Source organism: Streptomyces sp. Ncost-T10-10d, assembly GCF_900091955.1.
Classification (GTDB): Bacteria; Actinomycetota; Actinomycetes; order Streptomycetales; family Streptomycetaceae; genus Streptomyces.
The window spans coordinates 18,064-34,668 of record NZ_FMDF01000166.1 but is presented as its reverse complement, the minus strand read 5'-3'; the positions used below and the strand labels follow the sequence as shown (position 1 = coordinate 34,668).

The following is a 16,605-nucleotide window of genomic DNA, read 5'->3' as shown; positions in this document are numbered from 1 at the left end:
ACGACGTATGGACGCAACCTGACCTGAGTGGAAAGCTCGAATTACCGCGGGCGTCGCCGTAGCCGCCGCGGCGGCTCCCCGTGCCCGTGCACCCTTCTCCCCACACCGCGCCGGCTTTTCTTCCCGCTCCGCGCCACTATCTGGGAGGCACGCATCATGGGCGACAAGGCACACGCACACACCGGGGCCGCCGGCAGGGCAGCGACGGCCGACCAGCCCTCATCCGTACGGAATGTGGTGCTGGTCGGCCACAGCGGCTCCGGCAAGACCACCCTCGTCGAGGCCCTCGCGCTGACCGCGGGCGCGGTCAACCGGGCCGGGCGGGTCGAGGACGGCGCCACGGTCTCCGACTACGACGAGATCGAACACCGCCAGCAACGCTCCGTACAGCTCTCGCTCGTCCCCGTCGAATGGGGCGGGTACAAGATCAATCTGCTGGACACTCCCGGATACGCCGATTTCGTCGGGGAACTCAGGGCCGGTCTGCGGGCAGCGGACGCGGCCCTGTTCGTTGTGTCCGCGGCCCAGGAGGCCGACGCCGTGGCGGGCGCCACCCGCGCCGTGTGGGAGGAGTGCGCCGCCGTCGGCATGCCACGCGCCATAGTCGTCACGCATCTCGACACGGCACGCACCTCGTTCGACGAGATGACCCGGATCTGCGGCAAGATCTTCGGCGGCGACGACCCCGACGCCGTACTCCCGCTCTACCTGCCGGTGCACGGCCCCGAGGGCCCGGACGGGCACGCTCCGCTCACCGGCCTCACCGGACTCCTCACCCAGCGGATCTTCGACTACTCCTCGGGCGACCGGCAGGAGAACCCGCCCGCCGACGCCCAGCGGACCACGCTCCGGGAGGCCCGGAACCGGCTCATCGAGGGGATCATCGCCGAGAGCGAGGACGAGACCCTGATGGACCGCTACCTCGGCGGCGGCGAGATCGACATCAAGACACTCATCGACGACCTGGAGCGCGCCGTGGCCCGAGGCGCCTTCCACCCCGTCCTCACTGCGGCCCCCGCCACCGAAGGTGCCCGTCAGGGCATCGGCACCGTCGAGCTCCTGGACCTGATCACCGGCGGCTTCCCCACCCCGCTGGAGCGCCCCCTCCCCGAAGTCACTCCCCTTCATGGGGCGCCGCGACCGGTCCTGACCTGCGACCCGCGCGGCCCACTCGTCGCCGAGGTCGTCAAGACGGCCTCCGACCCGTACGTCGGCCGGGTCTCGCTCGTACGCGTCTTCTCCGGCACCCTTCGCCCCGACGAAACCGTCCACGTCTTCGGCCACGGCCTCAACGATCCCTGCCACGAGACACGCCCCTTCCACGAGGCGGAGGTGCGCGTCGGCGCGCTCTCCTCCCCCTTCGGCAAACAACAGCGCCCCCTCACCGCCTGCATCGCCGGAGATCTGGCCTGCGTCGCCAAACTGGGCAGTGCCGAGACCGGGGACACCCTCTCGGCCAAGGACCAGCCGCTGCTGATGGACCCCTGGACCACACCGGACCCGCTGCTGCCGCTCGCCATCGAGGCACACAGCAAGGCGGACGAGGACAAGCTCTCCCAGGGGCTCTCCCGGCTGGTCGCCGAGGACCCGACCATGCGCCTCGAACAGAACCAGGACACCCACCAGGTGGTCCTGTGGTGCCTCGGCGAGGCCCATCAGGATGTGGCGCTGGACCGGCTGCGCAGCCGCTACGGCGTGCAGGTCGACGCCATACCGCACAAGGTGTCGCTGCGCGAGACCTTCGCCGGCCCGTCGACCGGGCGCGGCAGGCATGTGAAACAGTCCGGCGGCCACGGCCAGTACGCCATCTGCGAGATCGACGTGGAGCCGCTGCCACCGGGGTCGGGCATCGAGTTCGTCGACAAGGTGGTCGGCGGAGCGGTCCCGCGCCAGTTCATCCCGTCCGTCGAGAAGGGCGTGCGCGCCCAGGCCGCCCGAGGAGTCGCCGCCGGACATCCGCTCGTCGACGTACGCATCACCCTGCGGGACGGGAAGTCCCACTCGGTGGACTCCTCCGACGCCGCGTTCCAGACCGCGGGCGCACTAGCCCTGCGCGAAGCCGCCGCGGACACCCGTATCCAGCTCCTCGAACCCGTCGTCGAGATCCAGGTCCTGGTCCCCGACGACTACGTCGGCCCGGTGATGAGCGATCTGTCCGGGCGGCGCGGCAGGGTGATCGGTACCGAGCAGTCCGGCCCCGGACGCACCCTCGTACGGGCCGAGGTCCCGGAGCTGGAAATCGGCCGGTACGCGATCGACCTGCGTTCCCTGTCCCATGGCGCCGGTCGCTTCGACCGGGCGTACGCCCGGCACGAAGCCATGCCCCCACAGCTCGCGGAACGCATCCGCGAGCAGCAGGAGAACAACCCGAATGACGCGTAATCGACTGTGCCGCCCGCCCTTGTCCACAGAGGCGGGCGGCGAATTGATCCGGACGATACGCTGTGGTCCCAGCTCAGAAGGTGTGCCGGGCACGGCAGTTGGGAAACAGCCGCAGGAGCAGTTCCTTGGCGGCGAGTGGGGGCGACAGTGGCCAACGACGGATTCGATTTCTCTCCCGGAGCGCAGATCCCGCTCCAGGGCGCGGGCTCACAGGCGGTGGCGACGAACGCCCTCGCCTCCGCCGCGTACCGCGACAGCCCGGTGGAGAAGATCCTTGAAGCCAACAGCGAGTGGCACAAGTCCGAAGTGAAGGCGGGCCGTTCCAAGCTCTTCAAGTCCGACTACTTCAAGCCCAACCTCGGCGAGGCATTTTCCCGCGCCGTCCAGGAACGCATGCTGGGCGGCGCCCGGAAGGCCCTCATCCAGTCCTTCGGCACCGACCCGCAGACCGTCGTCGAGCACTGCCTGTCCGCGACCCGCCTGCGCAGGGCACGCGACACCAAACTGACCGCCGTCACCGCCCTGTTCGGCTTTCTCTTCCTGCCCGGAATGCTCCTGTGGGTCATCGCCTTCCGGCTGCGCGACTCGCTCGGCAACACCAAGGACAAGGCCCTCGCCGCCCTGGGCAACGCGCTGCTCCCGGTCATCGGCATCGTGGCCCTGTTCTTCCTGATCAAGCTGCCGCTCACCGGGATTCCCGCACTCTACGTACGGGCGATGATCGTCGCTCCCGTCATCGGCTGGCTCATCGCCAAACGGATCGCCGAGTCCTCCGCCAAGGACATGCGCGCCCGCTGGGAAGGACTGCTCTCCGGCGGCGGCGTGATCGCCAAGATCCCCGAGGCCGTACCCAAGAACCCGAACGAGACCTCCCGCGAGGCGCTCCGCCAGGGCCTGGAGAAGCTCTCCGCCGAGCAGCAGTCCAACTCGGTCTTCTACGCGGGCCCCAAGGGAATCCTCGGCATGGGAACCCGCTGGGGCAGCTGGCAGCTCGCCGAACAGCTCGTCGCCAAGGAACCCGGCAAGGAGTTCCACCAGTTCCGCAGCTGGGACCTGATACGGGTCATCCACGACCAGCTCAAGGTGCTGGAGCGCGGCCCGCTGAACACCGGAGGATTTCCCACCCCGTCGGTCACCCACTGGATCGTGTCACCCGTCGGCGAGAACGCCGACGCGGTCTCCAGGCCCGACGGCGAGGACGTCGCCACCTTCCAGGTCAAGCCGCACGAAATACAGCGGATCTGCAACCACCAGCAGTTCGGCGGCGGCGACCGGCACTATCTGGGCGTCCAGTTCACCCTCTGGGACGGCCAGTTGGTCATCACGATGATGATCACGGTCACGGTGCTCTACGAAACCCTGCGCATCGAAGTCACCGGACACGCACTCGGCCCGGTCCACTCGCTCTTCACCAGCAAGCCGGCGGCCAGGACCAAGACGGTCAACAAGACCGTCCGCTTCTGGGAGACCCGCGACATCACTCTCGCACTGGTCGAACCCCGTGAAGTCGTCCGCCTCGCCCTGCGCGCCCCCTTCACCTGGTACCCGCCGCTCCTCGACTACCTGGGCGGCAAGATCGCCCTGCCCGAACCGTTCGGCCTGCGCCACGCCTGGGCCGAGAAGCCATGGCGCCACCGCTTCATGGCCGACGACGCGATGCGCGCCGCCACCCCCGTTCTGCGCGCCGTGCACAGCGCCGCCCTACGAGTCCTGGAGGAAAACGGCGTCGACACCGAACGCTTCGACAACCGCTCGATGATACTGAGCGGACTGGTGCAGGACCCGACCCCGCGCAAGGCCGACCTGTACGACGCATAGACATGCACAGGGCGCCCCGGCAAAAACCGGGGCGCCCGCGCAGAGGCAACAGCTCCGATCAGGCCGCCGGCCAGGCGTCGGCAAGCATCTTGCGCGTATCGGCCAGCAACTGTGGCAGCACCTTCGTATGCCCGACCACCGGCATGAAGTTGGTGTCACCGCCCCAGCGCGGCACCAGATGCTGATGCAGATGGGCCGCGATACCGGCCCCCGCCACCGAGCCCTGGTTCATACCGATATTGAACCCGTGGGCACCCGACGCCGCCCGCAGAGCCGCCATCGCCCGCTTGGTGAAATCGGCCAGCTCCATGGTCTCCGGACCGTCCAGCTCCGTGTAGTCGGCGACATGCCGGTATGGCACCACCATCAGATGGCCGCCGTTGTACGGATACAGATTCAGCACGGCGTATACTTTCTCGCCGCGCGCGACGACGAGTCCGTCCTCATCCGATTTGGCCGGGATCGCACAGAACGGACAGCCGTCGCCGGCCTCCGGACCGGTCGGCTTGTTCTCGCCCTGGATATACGCCATCCGGTGGGGTGTCCACAGGCGCTGGAACGCGTCGGGCGTTCCCACTCCGATCTGCTGCTCCGGCTCACTCGTCATGCCGATCAGCATATTGCTTCGCTCCCGGGCAGCGTGTCGCCGGGGCCGGACCCGTCGGCGCACGGCGATGCTGAGGCGATGAGCGACCAGCCCGCGGACTCCACCCCTCTTCGTTTCAGGCGCTGGGAGCAGCGCACAGAGGTGCCGCTCTTCGGCGCCTCGCTACTCTTCCTGCTCGGATACGCGGTCCGCGTCCTCGCCCCCCACGGCGCCGAGCCCTGGCACAGCCTCGCCCTCGCCCTGGTCGGCGCCACCTGGCTGGTCTTCGCCGCGGACTACGTCGTCCGACTCCGCCTCAGCGGCCTCGGCCACCGCTTCGTGCGGGTGCACTGGCTGGACACGGTCGTCCTGCTGCTTCCCCTGCTGCGGCCGCTGCGCCTGATCCGGGTCTACAGCGCGGTCCAGCAGCGCAGGGAGAGGGCACGGCTGAGCCTGTACGTCCGCGTGATCGCATATGCCGGTACGACCTCCCTGCTACTCGGCTTCTCCGCATCGCTCGCCGTCTACCACCAGGAGCACGCGGCGAAGGGAGCTTCGATCCGCACCTTCGGCGACGCGGTGTGGTGGGCGTGCGAGACGCTCACGACGGTGGGGTACGGGGATACGGTGCCGGTCACAGCAGGCGGACGAGTCGTGGCGTCGGGCCTGATGGCCTGTGGGCTGGCGCTGCTCGGGGCAGTGACGGGTTCGTTCTCGTCGTGGCTGTTGCAGGTGTTCAGGCGGGAGGACGAGAAGAGGCCCCCGGGCGGCAGGTAGCTCCCCGGGGGCCTCTCACTTCGTACCCGTCAGACCTGAACGCGGTCCTCGACGGCCTTCTTGATCTTGGCGATAGCGTCCTCGACGGGGACGCCGTTCTCCTGCGATCCGTCGCGGTAGCGGAAGGAAACCGCGCCGTTGGCCATGTCCTCATCGCCCGCGATGATCATGAAGGGCACCTTGGCCTTCTGCTGGTTCCGGATCTTCTTCTGCATCCGGTCGGACGAGGCGTCCACCTCGACCCGCAGGCCCTTCTTCCGGGCCTTGGCCGCGAACTCCTGGAGGTACGGGATGTGCGCGTCGCCGATCGGGATGCCGACCGCCTGGACCGGGGCCAGCCACACCGGGAACGCACCCGCGTAGTGCTCGAGAAGTACCGCGAAGAAGCGCTCGATGGAACCGAACAGGGCGCGGTGGATCATGACCGGGCGCTGCTTGGTGCCGTCGGGACCGGTGTACTCCAGGTCGAAGCGCTCCGGCAGGTTGAAGTCGAGCTGCACGGTCGACATCTGCCAGGTGCGGCCGATGGCGTCCTTGCACTGCACCGAGATCTTCGGGCCGTAGAACGCGGCGCCGCCCGGGTCCGGGACCAGGGGCAGCCCCTGCTTCTCGGCGACCTGGCGCAGCGTCTCGGTGGCCTCTTCCCAGACCTCGTCCGAGCCGACGAACTTCTCCGGGTCCTTGGTGGAGAGCTCCAGGTAGAAGTCGGTCAGACCGTAGTCGCGCAGCAGGTTCAGGACGAAGGTGAGCGTCCGGTCGAGCTCCTCCGCCATCTGCTCCTTGGTGCAGTAGATGTGCGCGTCGTCCTGCGTGAAGCCGCGCGAGCGGGTCAGGCCGTGTACCACACCCGACTTCTCGTAGCGGTACACAGTGCCGAACTCGAAGAGACGCAGCGGCAGTTCACGATAGGAACGCCCACGCGCATCGAAGATCAGGTTGTGCATCGGGCAGTTCATCGGCTTGAGGTAGTAGTCCACCCCGTCGTCGAGCTGCATGGGCGGGTACATGCCCTCGGCGTACCAGTCCAGGTGACCGGACTTCTCGAAGAGCTTGCCCTTGGTGGCGTGCGGCGAGTAGACGAACTCGTAGCCCTCCTCCTCGTGACGTCGGCGCGAGTAGTCCTCCATGGCGCGGCGGATGATGCCGCCCTTGGGGTGGAAGACCGCGAGACCGGGGCCGATCTCGTCCGGGAAGGAGAAGAGGTCCAGCTCGTTGCCGAGCTTGCGGTGGTCGCGCTTGGCGGCCTCCTCCAGGAACTCCAGGTGCGCCTTGAGCTCGTCCTTGGTGGGCCACGCCGTGCCGTAGATGCGCTGCAGCATGGGGTTCTTCTCGCTGCCCCGCCAGTACGCCGCAGCATTCCGCATCAGCTTGAACGCCGGGATGTTCCGGGTCGTGGGCAGGTGCGGACCGCGGCACAGGTCCTTCCAGCACAGGTCGCCGGTCTTCGGGTCGAGGTTGTCGTAGATGGTCAGCTCGCCGCCGCCCACCTCGACATCCGCGCCGTCGCCGGCGTTCTCGACGGAGTCGGAGCCCTTGATACCGATGAGCTCCAGCTTGTACGGCTCGCCGGCCAGCTCCTCGCGGGCCGCCTCGTCCGTCACGACCCGGCGGGAGAACCTCTGCCCCCGCTTCTGGATCTCCTGCATCTTCTTCTCGATGGCCTTCAGGTCCTCGGGAGTGAACGGCTTCTCGACGTCGAAGTCGTAGTAGAAACCGTCCTTGACCGGCGGACCGATGCCCAGCTTGGCCTCGGGGAAAATCTCCTGCACGGCCTGCGCCATGACGTGCGCGGTGGAGTGCCGGAGGATGTTGAGGCCGTCCTCGGAGGAGATCTCGACGGGCTCGACCACCTCGCCGTCGGCGACGACGTACGCGAGGTCCTTCAGCTCACCGGCGACCCGGGCGGCGACAACGGTGCGCTCGCCGGGGAAGAGCTCGGCTGCCGTAGTGCCCGTCGTCACCACGCGCTCTTCCCGCTCGGAATCGCGTTGGATGATCACACGGACGTCTGACACCGGTCTCTCCTGACTCAGGGGGTACGCACGCATTCGTGGTGCACGTGCGATACGAATCGTACCGAGCCGTGGGCCCCCTCTGCGAAACGGTTGAGCGCGAAGGGCCGCCTCTTGCCCGCGGCCCGCCCCCTGCGCCCCTCATTCGCCGGTGCACGCCTCCTCGAAATAGTCGACGTTCTCCTGGAGCGACTTCATCAGCCGGTCCCGTTCCGCCTCGTCCACCTGCACGGGCACGACCTGCGAGGTCCGGGTCAGCCGCCGGAAGCCGCCGCGACTCTCCAGCCTGCCCTCCACCCGGATCGGCAGCCCCACCAGGTGGGCGTGGCCGGCGATGCGGTACGCCTCCTCGTCCAGCTCCAGCCGTACGTGCGGCACCTCGGCGCCGGCCAGCACCCGCAGCCGTACGATCCCGGCGCCACGCGGTGCCGAGCGGCGCAGCCGGACGACGACGCCGGTGATCCGCACCGTCACGGCGGGTTCGTCCTGGAGGTAGCGGGCGCCCGCCCGGCGCAGGGCGGGCAGGTCGCCCGGGGAGAACTCCACCGGTTCGGGGCGGGCCGGGCAGCCCTCGGGGGTCCCGGCGGCGGGCGCCCATTCCAGGGCGATCCCGGCCCCTTCCGAGCCCCGGACCAGTGCGATGACGGCCTCGGTGAGTTCCCGGCTGACACCTGCCTCGACAGCGGTGTCGAAGGCTTCGAAGCCACCGGTGGCCCGCTGGTAGTCCACTGCCTCGCGGGTGGCGTGCAGGGCGTGGTAGAGCCGTACGGCGACGGCACGGCCCGCTTCGGCGGGGACGAAGGCGGTGAGATCGCGACCGCCGGGCGCGGGCCCGACGAGGATGCCTTCGAGGGCTGCCAGGGCCCTGCGGCGGTGACGTGCGCCGTGGTAGCCGGCGCGCCCTCGTACGGCGAGCGCCCCGGCGAGCAGGATCTGCCGGGCGGCGGTGTGCAGCTGCTCCGCCCCCGTCCAGCTGGCGGCCCCGGCCGCTCCGGCGACCGGTTCGGGGACCTCGCGCCACCAGCGGATCTCGTCGCTGGGTACGGCGAGGGAGACCAGGACTTCACGGGCGGAGGGGGCGGCGCTGCGGGCGAGCGCGGTCAGCGCCTCGCCGAGGAGGTCCTCGCTGTCGGGGAAGGCGGTGGTGTCGGGGACGAGGAGGCTCGTACCGCCGCCGGGCGGGGCCGGTGGTCCGGGCGGGGTCCAGCGGCTGTAGCGTCCTGCCGCACCGCCGCGGCGGTGCCAGCCGTGCCGGTCGAGCAGGACACCGAGGACCGCGGGGTCGATACGGGCGGGGTCGGGGATGTTTCCGAACGGCTCGGGAGCGATGGGCCACGGTCCCGCGGATTCACTGGGGTGCGGACGTGTCGCTGACGGGATCGCTTCGTTGACGGACTCGTCCATCGGCCGGTGCATCAGGGTCTCCCTCCCGCCCCTACGCGGGTCATGATCTCGCAGAGCGCCCGGTCGTCGAATATGCGCGAGGTCGGGATCCGCACAGTGGTCCTGTGCCGGCCCGTCACCGCGTGGCCGGCCAGGTTGGTCCAGTAACAGCAGTGCCGCAGGTCGAGCCGGTCGTGTCCGGCGCGCAGCCAGTCGTCCTGGCTGCGCGGCACGATCATCACGACCAGGATCTTGTGCACCGACACGGGCGTCCGGGCGAGCTTCACGAGATGTGCGTTGTCGAGCGTGAAGGAGAACGTCGGTCCGGCCGGGTGCGGCGGGATCTGGTAGGTGCATTTGAGCTGCACCTTTATGGTCACTTCGTCGTCCACGGTGTGACCGGGGGCGCCGTGGCTGACGTGCCAGTCGATGCCGTTGTCGGGGAAGGGCTGTGACAGGGAGCACCCCGCCGCGGCCGCGACGGCGTGCAAGTAGCCCACCTGGAGGGTCTCCATGCAGGCGGTGGTGGCGAGTGTGCCGCGCAGCGGTGCGATCCGCTGGGGCAGCAGCCCGCTCGGTTCGGGCTGCGCGAGCGCCATGGCTGCGTGTGCCTTCCCGGCTGTGCCGATCGGTTCTTCGTTGCAGGGGTGACGGACAACTTCCTTTCCCGTCACCTGTGTTGTCACCGCACAGGGCGGCCCGCAAACGGCGTATCAGGCAAAGGGTGCGGGTATCACCGAACCGGGCAGGGGAATCACACCATCTGCCGTTCACGCACGAGGAGTTCGGGGATGACTCACTGGTACGAGGGGCCGCTGGCCGCTTTTGACACCGAGACAACGGGAGTGGACGTCGAGGAGGACCGGATCGTTTCGGCCGCCCTGGTCGTCCAGGACACGACAGGCGGCCGGGTGCGCGTCACTCGCTGGCTGGTGAATCCAGGGGTACCGGTGCCCGCCGGGGCGACCGAGATCCACGGTCTGACCGACGATCACCTTCAGCGCAACGGCCGCTGGCCTGCGCCCGTGGTGGAGGAGATAGCCCGGGCGCTGGCCGAGCAGTGTGCGGCCGGCCGTCCGCTCGTCGTGATGAACGCGCCGTTCGATCTGACGCTGCTGGACCGGGAGCTGAAGCGTCATCGCGCGTCGTCGCTCGCCGGATATCTGCAGAACGCACCGCTGTGTGTGCTGGATCCACGCGTACTCGACAAACATCTGGACCGTTACCGCAAGGGCCGGCGGACCCTCACCGATCTCTGCGAGCTGTACGGAGTGGTGCTGGACGGTGCGCATGACGCGGCGGCCGATGCGGTGGCCTCGCTGGAGCTGGTACGGGCGGTGGGGCGACGGTTCTCGTCCCGTCTGGAGCGGCTGACGCCGGCGGAGCTGCACACCTTGCAGGCCGTGTGGCATGCGGCACAGGCGCGCGGCCTGCAGGCGTGGTTCGCGAAGAACGGCACGGCGGAGGCAGTGGATCCTGCGTGGCCGCTGCGCCCGGACCTTCCTGCTGCTGCGTGATCGGTCACACCCTGGAGCCTCTTCCCGGACACGCAGAGGCCGGTCCGTCGATTCTACTGACGGACCGGCCTCTTCCGGGTGGGCGATACTGGGTTCGAACCAGTGACCCCTTCGGTGTGAACGAAGTGCTCTCCCACTGAGCTAATCGCCCGGAACGGGTTGAACCATACAGGGCTCGGAGGGTCTGGTTCAAACTCCTTGCAGCCAGGCCGTGAGGCCTCGCCGTCCGGCACGCATCATCAGGGCGTGGTTGGCCCGGAACACCGCGCGTCCGGGCACCGCGAGGATCCGCATCAGCCGTCTGTGCACCTCGACCTCCTGCTCGTAGGTGGCACGGCTCCCGGTGCCGTGTGCGGTGACCGTCCACCGGGCCCAGCCGTCGAGGTCGCCGCTGAGGATCGCTTCGAGGACCCTGGCCCGGGGGTCGCGGCGGCGTTCGCGGACGGTCATGACGAGGTCGTACGGGAGGAAGGAGCGGATGCGGGTGGTTCCGGTGGTGCCGTCGACCGAGGTGACCTCGCGGATCTGCGGCCACCATCGCGGGTAGTCATCCGCGCGTCCGAGGATCTCGTACACGGCGTCGGGTGGGCCTGGCAGGTCCCAGATGCTCACAAATCGGTACTGACTCCACTCCATGGTCCCAGTCTGCGCGTACTCAGCCGGAGAACTGAGTACCCGAGCGCATGTCCGATCCTGTGGCTCGCACCACACTCCCGTCCATGGAACATGTGCCGCCGCCCGCCGAGGAATTGGCGCTCCTCGATCGCGAGCTGGCCCGGCTGGATGCCCGCCGGTCCCAGTTGCTGGTTCGTCGTGCCTGGCTGCTGAGTGTGCTGACGCCGCCCGTCGCGCGCCCTGCCGCCCCGCCCGCACCGCCGTTCGCGGCTCCGTTCGGGCCGCCGTCGCCGGTCCGGCCCCCGGCATCGTTCGCGGCTCCGTTCGGGCCTCCTGCCGCGCCTGTCGGGACGCGCGGTGCGCAGAATGTACTGCTCACCCTGGGCGGTCTGCTGCTGACGATCGCAGCGGTCGCGTTCACTCTGGTCAGCTGGGGTCACATGGGCATCGGTGGCCGCTCGGCCGTGCTCGGGGTGGTGACGGTCGCGACACTCTCCGCTCCTGCCGTGCTGCTGCGTCGTGGGCTGCCCGCGACAGCCGAGTCGCTCGCCGCCCTGGCTTCGGTGCTGATGGTGCTGGACGCGTATGCGATGCACCGGGTGGTGGTGCCGCAGGCCGACGGACGAGGTTTCGCCGCGGCCGCCGCAGCGGTGCTGGCCGTGCTCTGGGGCGCGTACGGGCTGCTGCTCGACCGGCTGCGGCTGCCGCTGCCCCTGGCGGTGATGAGTGCGCAGCTGCCGCTGTTGCTGTGGGCGTGGGCGGCGGGTGCGGGAGCCACGGTGTTCGGTTGGGCGTTGCTCGTCACGGCGGCGTCGGACTGCGCGATCGCGGTGTGGGGCAAGGGTGTTGCCGTACGGGTGACGGCCTGCGTCTGCTGCTGGGCGACGGGTCTGCTGGGGCTGCTGGTGGCCCTGGCGCAGTCGGTGTCCGCCGATGCGGCGCCGGCCGCGCTGGCGCCGGGTGTGCTGTTGCTCGTGGGTGCGCTGATCGCGGTGTCCGGGGCGTGGCGTGCACCGGCGGGGCTTGCGGTGGCCGGTGGCCTGGTGGCCGGGTTGTGCGGGGTGGCCGCCGTGGGCGGTGTGCTGCGTGCCGGGGTGGCCTGGGGCTGGTCGGTGCCGGTGTATCTGTTGTGCGGTGTGGTGCTGTTGATGGCGGTGCGCGCTCCGCTGCCGCGTCCGGTCGGGCAGGGGCTGGTGTGGGCTTCGTCGACGGTGACCGTCGGAGCGGTGCTGGCCGCGGCACCGCCGGTCGGTCTGTCGCTGATGGGTGCGGCGTCGCAGATGGCCCGGGTGTGGTCGGGGGCGCCGGGCGGTGGTGTCCGTGGCGCGCTGGGCGTGGAGGGTCCGGCGTGGTCCCAGATGGCTGCGGCACCGGTGGTGCTGCTGGTGGTGGCCGGTCTGCTGGGGGCGGCGTACCGGTCGTGGGCATGGCTGGTGCGGGTGGCCGGGCCGGTGCTGTCGCCGGGTGCGACGGGGCGGGGTGCGGCGGGGCGGGGTGCGGCGGGCGCGGGTGCGGTGGCGCTCGGCTGGGCGGGGCTCACCGTGCTGCCGGCGATGCTGGGGGTGTCGTACGCGGCCGCTGTGTCGGTGCAATTGACCCTGGTCGCCGGGGTGTTCGCGGTGGCGGTACGAGGTCTGCGCCGCCGGATGGATGGCGTGGGACTGACTGCGTTGGTGTGCGGTCTGGTCGGCGCGGTGAGTACGGGGATGCTGTCGCTCGCGGCGGAGGCTGCCACGTACGCGGCGTTCGCGGTGCTACTGGTGGTGTTCGGCGGGGCCGCGGTGCTGCTCGGCGGCGCCGCGGTGCCGGCGGCGCGGACATTGCCGCCGCTGCCGTACGGTCAAGCGTCTCGATCCGTGGGGACGTTGCAGATCGTCCAGGCGGTACCGGCGTGCGGTGCGGTGGTGTGCGGGATGGTGCTCGCCCGTGCGGTCGGGGCATCGCTGGGGCTTTCCGCGCATCAGGCGGCGCCGGTCATGCTGGTCGTCCCTGCGGTGACGGTGTTGCTCGGAGCTCGGCTGCGGGGTCTCCCTTCGGCTCTGCCCGTCGAGCTGACCGGGGCCGTGGCGGGCCTGGTGGCGGTGGGCATGGCAGTGACGGACCGGCCGTTCCTGGCGTTGGTGCTTGCACTGTGCGGGGTACTGGCGGCGGGTACGGCTGTCCGAGCCGAACGGCGGCCGGTGGCCGGGTATCTGGCGATGACGCTTTTCGTCCTGGCGGCCTGGCTGCGGCTGTCGGCTTCGGGGGTGTCGGCGCCGGAGGCATACACCCTGCCGGTGACGGTGCCCGCTCTGGCAGTCGGTACGCTGCGCCGACGCCGTGACCCGGAGGCGTCGTCGTGGACGGCGTACGGTGCGGGCCTCGCGGCGACGCTGGTGCCGAGCCTCTTCACGGCATGGGCCGATCCGCACTGGGTGCGGCCGCTGCTGCTCGGTGTGGCGGCACTGGTGATCACCCTGTCGGGCGCGCGGCTGCGGCTCCAGGCGCTGCTGCTGCTCGGCGGCGCGGTGCTGGCTCTGGACGCCCTGCACGAACTCGCGCCCTACGTGGTCCAGGTCGTCGGCGCCCTGCCGCGCTGGCTGCCGCCCGCGCTGGCCGGGGTGCTGCTGCTGGTGGTCGGGGCGACGTACGAGCAGCGGCTGCGCGACGCCCGGCGACTGAAGGACGCTCTGGGCCGGATGCGTTGACGGTGTGGCCACATGGCCGGCCCGGGTCGCCCTCATGGGCTTCGGGCCGGCCCGTGGTCATCAGGTCGTCGTCGAAGGCGTACCGGACAAGGAAGTTGTCGCGGCCGGCCTGCCCTTCGGAGTCGCGCAGTACGCGTTTCCCGCCGTACTTGCGCAGAAATACGACGGAGTTCCGGAAGGCATCGGGAGATGCATTTGCCCGCGGGGGCTCGGGTGTTGAACTCTTCCAGAAATTCTCGTAACCCTGGAAGACGGCCCTGGCAGCCCGTCCCGACGCTGATATCCGAATGCCTCTTCCCGGGGAACGATGCCCGGCGTCACCCGCTGCCACGATCGATTGAATCGTTCACGAAGACGTCGCAACGAGTGGACGTGGACATGCAGAGGGCCCGTGAGACTCTGCGGTCTCACGGGCCCTCTGTCCGGGGTGGGCGATACTGGGTTCGAACCAGTGACCCCTTCGGTGTGAACGAAGTGCTCTCCCACTGAGCTAATCGCCCGGGCACAGGCCAAACATTACCCCATGTCAGCGGCGCCCCATGACCATCCCCAGGTCACTCGTGGATCTTCCACGGCATGGTGATGCCGAACTTCCAGACGTAGATCCCCACCAGCACCACGATGATCACCAGACCGACCACGGTGAGGATGATGTTGCGACGCCGGACCTTGGGGTCGAGCGCACGCTGAGCGGCCTCGGTGACCTTCCGCCGAGTCCAGCGCAGAACCAGCTGCGCCCAGACGAACTCGGTCGCCCAGATCGCCATGCCGCCGAAGATCACCAGCCAGCCGGGGCCGGGCAGCGGCAGCATGATGATGCCTGCCACGACCACCGCGAGACCGACCACGAAGACGCCGACCTGCCAGCTCAGATGCAGCGCCCTGGACGCCTTGATGAACCCGGGCGCCCTGGAGCCGAGCTCCCGGTCCTCCTTAGTCACGCCCTCCGCGACATCCCCTGTCACGCTCTCTGTCACATCCCCCGCGGCGGACACCGGTTTCACCGGCACGGCGCCCCCGTCCCGCTCGTCACTCTCCGCATTCATGGGAGCCAACCTACCGGAACGGCCTTCGTCACCGGAATGGCCGCATAACCCAAAGTTACACACCGCCGTACGAGCTACCTGAAGGAACACAAAAAGGTCAGAGGGGTTTACAACGCCACCGTAGGTGGCATGTCGATTTCGCCGACGTGCGAATCCCCGAGCGCACACTGAGCGAAAGGCCCTGGCGCTTATGAACACCACGGTCAGCTGCGAGCTGCACCTGCGCCTCGTTGTGTCGAGCGAGTCCTCACTGCCTGTACCTGCGGGCCTGCGGTATGACACGGCCGATCCTTATGCCGTGCACGCCACCTTCCACACCGGAGCGGAGGAAACGGTCGAGTGGGTTTTCGCCCGCGACCTCCTTGCCGAGGGGCTTCATCGGCCCACCGGCACCGGAGACGTCCGCGTCTGGCCATCCCGTAGTCACGGCCAGGGCGTCGTCTGCATCGCGCTGAGCTCCCCAGAGGGCGAAGCCCTGCTCGAGGCCCCGGCGAGGGCCCTGGAGTCGTTCCTGAAAAGGACCGACGCCGCGGTTCCGCCAGGCACCGAGCATCGTCACTTCGATCTCGATACGGAGCTCTCACACATCCTGGCCGAGAGCTGAGCCAGGCCGAGAGCTGCACGGCGCCGTCCGACTCGGGGAGGCGGCGCCGCGCGGAAAACCTCATAGGGCTGACACCGACGCCGCCATCACGGAATCCACCGTGGTGACGGCGTCGGCGCGTTCCCCCTCAGCCAGGCCCGCACCCCCACGCGCCGGCACACACCCCGGGGCCCAGGGTGCCCGCTCACGGCCCGAACAGGCAGCCTCCGGCCACGGATACCGATAGGTGGCCGGTAAGCGCTCCCCGCGCCCCTCATGGACCCTCTCGGGCCTCTGTGCGCCGGCGTCGAGCCAGTAGAGTCAGCCGGCATCGGCGGACACCCGCCCGCCGGAGGCCAGGGAGCGAAAGCGTGCTGATCCCCCACGACACCCGGATCGCCCTCGACACGGTGGTCGATCTGCTGAACACCGCACCGGAGAGCGAGCCCCCGGGAAGCGGACAGCCGGAAGGCGAGCCGATCGACGGTCTCGCCGACATCGGAGCGCTGTACGACTTCGCGCAGCGCCATCGCATCAGCGGCGTGGACGAGCTGCACGAGAAGGACCTGCGCGCCGTGCAGGACGTACGGACGCGCTTCGCCGCGATCTTCGCGACGGACGACGCACAGCTCGCCGCACCGCTGGTCAACGCCCTCATCGCCGCCGCCGGCACCACACCCCAGCTCAGCAATCACGACGGCTACGACTGGCATGTCCACTACTTCGCACCGGACGCCTCGATCGCCGACCACCTCGCCGCCGACTGCGGCATGGCGCTGGCCTTCATCGTGGTGACGGGCGAGCAGGAGCGGCTGCGCCGCTGCGAGGCGCCGGACTGCCGGCACGCCTTCGTCGATCTCTCCCGCAACCGCTCGCGCCGCTACTGTTCCAGCCGGACATGCGGTAACCGTCTGCATGTGGCCGCGTACCGGGCACGCCGCAAGGAAGCGGCCGGCTGACCGCTCACAGCATGAAGAGATCATGCAGCGCGGCCATCAGCAGCAGGCTGCCGACCACCGCGAGGAAGATCATCAAAGGGGGCTGGGAAAGCGCGAAGAGGCAGCCGCGCGGCTCTTCGGCAGGGCTTGCGGGGGCATCGCCCCGGGAAGTGTCCACCATCTCGGGACGATCATGACTCAGCCCGGGCCCCTTTGGCGATCAACACGCCTTCTCGTACGGGGAGTTCACCCACCCCGGAG

The 16,605-nt window shown here is 69.5% G+C and carries 14 protein-coding genes and 2 tRNA genes; 7 read left to right on the top strand and 9 right to left on the bottom strand.

The genetic code is table 11. From position 1 onward, the window contains the following. The first annotated feature begins 156 nt into the window (after positions 1 to 156). On the top strand, positions 157 to 2,382 hold the full coding sequence (locus GA0115254_RS29920) for an elongation factor G-like protein EF-G2 (RefSeq protein WP_093898398.1): 2,226 nt from the start codon (positions 157 to 159) through the stop codon (positions 2,380 to 2,382). A 147-nt stretch (positions 2,383 to 2,529) separates the two neighbouring features. Continuing rightward, the gene (locus GA0115254_RS29915; protein ID WP_093898397.1) at positions 2,530 to 4,200 is read left to right on the top strand and encodes a hypothetical protein; all 1,671 of its coding nucleotides are present in this window, start codon (positions 2,530 to 2,532) and stop codon (positions 4,198 to 4,200) included. 58 nt (positions 4,201 to 4,258) lie between these two features. Here GA0115254_RS29915 and GA0115254_RS29910 read toward each other — a convergent pair whose 3' ends face one another. Further along, a complete protein-coding gene (locus GA0115254_RS29910; RefSeq protein WP_093898396.1) occupies positions 4,259 to 4,819 on the bottom strand; it encodes an HIT family protein in 561 nt (186 codons plus the stop codon). A 66-nt stretch (positions 4,820 to 4,885) separates the two neighbouring features. On the opposite strand from GA0115254_RS29910, the gene GA0115254_RS29905 reads away from it, so the two are divergent. Further along, positions 4,886 to 5,563, top strand: coding sequence for a potassium channel family protein (locus tag GA0115254_RS29905; protein ID WP_093898395.1), 678 nt, complete (start codon positions 4,886 to 4,888; stop codon positions 5,561 to 5,563). Positions 5,564 to 5,592: 29 nt separating this feature from the next. Here GA0115254_RS29905 and thrS read toward each other — a convergent pair whose 3' ends face one another. The 3 genes from thrS to GA0115254_RS29890 all read right to left on the bottom strand — a co-directional run bounded on the left by thrS (position 5,593) and on the right by GA0115254_RS29890 (position 9,557). Continuing rightward, entirely contained in the window at positions 5,593 to 7,578 is a 1,986-nt protein-coding gene (gene thrS / locus GA0115254_RS29900; protein ID WP_093898394.1) for a threonine--tRNA ligase, read from the bottom strand. Between the two features lie 138 nt (positions 7,579 to 7,716). Continuing rightward, the gene (locus GA0115254_RS29895; RefSeq protein ID WP_256102851.1) at positions 7,717 to 8,991 is read right to left on the bottom strand and encodes a hypothetical protein; all 1,275 of its coding nucleotides are present in this window, start codon (positions 8,989 to 8,991) and stop codon (positions 7,717 to 7,719) included. Continuing rightward, the gene (locus GA0115254_RS29890; RefSeq protein ID WP_093898393.1) at positions 8,991 to 9,557 is read right to left on the bottom strand and encodes a DUF4365 domain-containing protein; all 567 of its coding nucleotides are present in this window, start codon (positions 9,555 to 9,557) and stop codon (positions 8,991 to 8,993) included. Before GA0115254_RS29890 ends, GA0115254_RS29895 begins: the two co-directional genes overlap by 1 nt. 192 nt (positions 9,558 to 9,749) lie before the next feature. Between GA0115254_RS29890 and GA0115254_RS29885 the strand changes: the two genes are divergently transcribed. Then, complete coding sequence (locus GA0115254_RS29885) at positions 9,750 to 10,475, top strand: 3'-5' exonuclease (protein ID WP_093898392.1); 726 nt, start codon at positions 9,750 to 9,752, stop codon at positions 10,473 to 10,475. A gap of 79 nt (positions 10,476 to 10,554) precedes the next feature. Here GA0115254_RS29885 and GA0115254_RS29880 read toward each other — a convergent pair. Together GA0115254_RS29880 and GA0115254_RS29875 are read right to left on the bottom strand one after the other, a co-directional pair. After that, positions 10,555 to 10,626: transfer RNA gene (locus GA0115254_RS29880), tRNA-Val, on the bottom strand. Between the two features lie 38 nt (positions 10,627 to 10,664). Continuing rightward, entirely contained in the window at positions 10,665 to 11,111 is a 447-nt protein-coding gene (locus GA0115254_RS29875) for an SRPBCC family protein (protein WP_093898391.1), read from the bottom strand. A gap of 83 nt (positions 11,112 to 11,194) precedes the next feature. Here GA0115254_RS29875 and GA0115254_RS29870 point away from each other — a divergent pair, with 83 nt between their 5' ends. Then, positions 11,195 to 13,777, top strand: coding sequence for an SCO7613 C-terminal domain-containing membrane protein (locus GA0115254_RS29870; protein ID WP_176740352.1), 2,583 nt, complete (start codon positions 11,195 to 11,197; stop codon positions 13,775 to 13,777). Positions 13,778 to 14,205: 428 nt separating this feature from the next. Here the strand turns inward: GA0115254_RS29870 and GA0115254_RS29865 are convergent. Further along, a tRNA-Val gene (locus GA0115254_RS29865) sits at positions 14,206 to 14,277 on the bottom strand. Between the two features lie 54 nt (positions 14,278 to 14,331). After that, positions 14,332 to 14,823, bottom strand: coding sequence for a TIGR02611 family protein (locus GA0115254_RS29860; RefSeq protein ID WP_093898389.1), 492 nt, complete (start codon positions 14,821 to 14,823; stop codon positions 14,332 to 14,334). A 190-nt stretch (positions 14,824 to 15,013) separates the two neighbouring features. Between GA0115254_RS29860 and GA0115254_RS29855 the strand changes: the two genes are divergently transcribed. Both GA0115254_RS29855 and GA0115254_RS29850 read left to right on the top strand, forming a co-directional pair. Beyond that, complete coding sequence (locus GA0115254_RS29855; RefSeq protein WP_003959770.1) at positions 15,014 to 15,427, top strand: SsgA family sporulation/cell division regulator; 414 nt, start codon at positions 15,014 to 15,016, stop codon at positions 15,425 to 15,427. A 350-nt stretch (positions 15,428 to 15,777) separates the two neighbouring features. Continuing rightward, complete coding sequence (locus GA0115254_RS29850; RefSeq protein ID WP_093898388.1) at positions 15,778 to 16,365, top strand: CGNR zinc finger domain-containing protein; 588 nt, start codon at positions 15,778 to 15,780, stop codon at positions 16,363 to 16,365. Positions 16,366 to 16,369: 4 nt separating this feature from the next. On the opposite strand, the gene GA0115254_RS44785 is transcribed toward GA0115254_RS29850, so the two are convergent. Beyond that, positions 16,370 to 16,525, bottom strand: coding sequence for a hypothetical protein (locus tag GA0115254_RS44785; RefSeq protein ID WP_176740351.1), 156 nt, complete (start codon positions 16,523 to 16,525; stop codon positions 16,370 to 16,372). Positions 16,526 to 16,605 lie beyond the last annotated feature (80 nt).

What these genes read in the sequence shown, in the direction of transcription:
- GA0115254_RS29895 (WP_256102851.1), bottom strand. Translation starts at nt 8,991, where the DNA reads ATGCACCGGCCGATGGACGAGTCCGTCAACGAAGCGATCCCGTCAGCG.
- GA0115254_RS44785 (WP_176740351.1), bottom strand. Translation starts at nt 16,525, where the DNA reads ATGGTGGACACTTCCCGGGGCGATGCCCCCGCAAGCCCTGCCGAAGAG.
- GA0115254_RS29910 (WP_093898396.1), bottom strand. Translation starts at nt 4,819, where the DNA reads ATGCTGATCGGCATGACGAGTGAGCCGGAGCAGCAGATCGGAGTGGGA.
- GA0115254_RS29860 (WP_093898389.1), bottom strand. Translation starts at nt 14,823, where the DNA reads ATGAATGCGGAGAGTGACGAGCGGGACGGGGGCGCCGTGCCGGTGAAA.
- GA0115254_RS29920 (WP_093898398.1), top strand. Translation starts at nt 157, where the DNA reads ATGGGCGACAAGGCACACGCACACACCGGGGCCGCCGGCAGGGCAGCG.
- GA0115254_RS29875 (WP_093898391.1), bottom strand. Translation starts at nt 11,111, where the DNA reads ATGGAGTGGAGTCAGTACCGATTTGTGAGCATCTGGGACCTGCCAGGC.
- GA0115254_RS29905 (WP_093898395.1), top strand. Translation starts at nt 4,886, where the DNA reads ATGAGCGACCAGCCCGCGGACTCCACCCCTCTTCGTTTCAGGCGCTGG.
- GA0115254_RS29870 (WP_176740352.1), top strand. Translation starts at nt 11,195, where the DNA reads ATGGAACATGTGCCGCCGCCCGCCGAGGAATTGGCGCTCCTCGATCGC.
- GA0115254_RS29855 (WP_003959770.1), top strand. Translation starts at nt 15,014, where the DNA reads ATGAACACCACGGTCAGCTGCGAGCTGCACCTGCGCCTCGTTGTGTCG.
- GA0115254_RS29890 (WP_093898393.1), bottom strand. Translation starts at nt 9,557, where the DNA reads ATGGCGCTCGCGCAGCCCGAACCGAGCGGGCTGCTGCCCCAGCGGATC.
- GA0115254_RS29885 (WP_093898392.1), top strand. Translation starts at nt 9,750, where the DNA reads ATGACTCACTGGTACGAGGGGCCGCTGGCCGCTTTTGACACCGAGACA.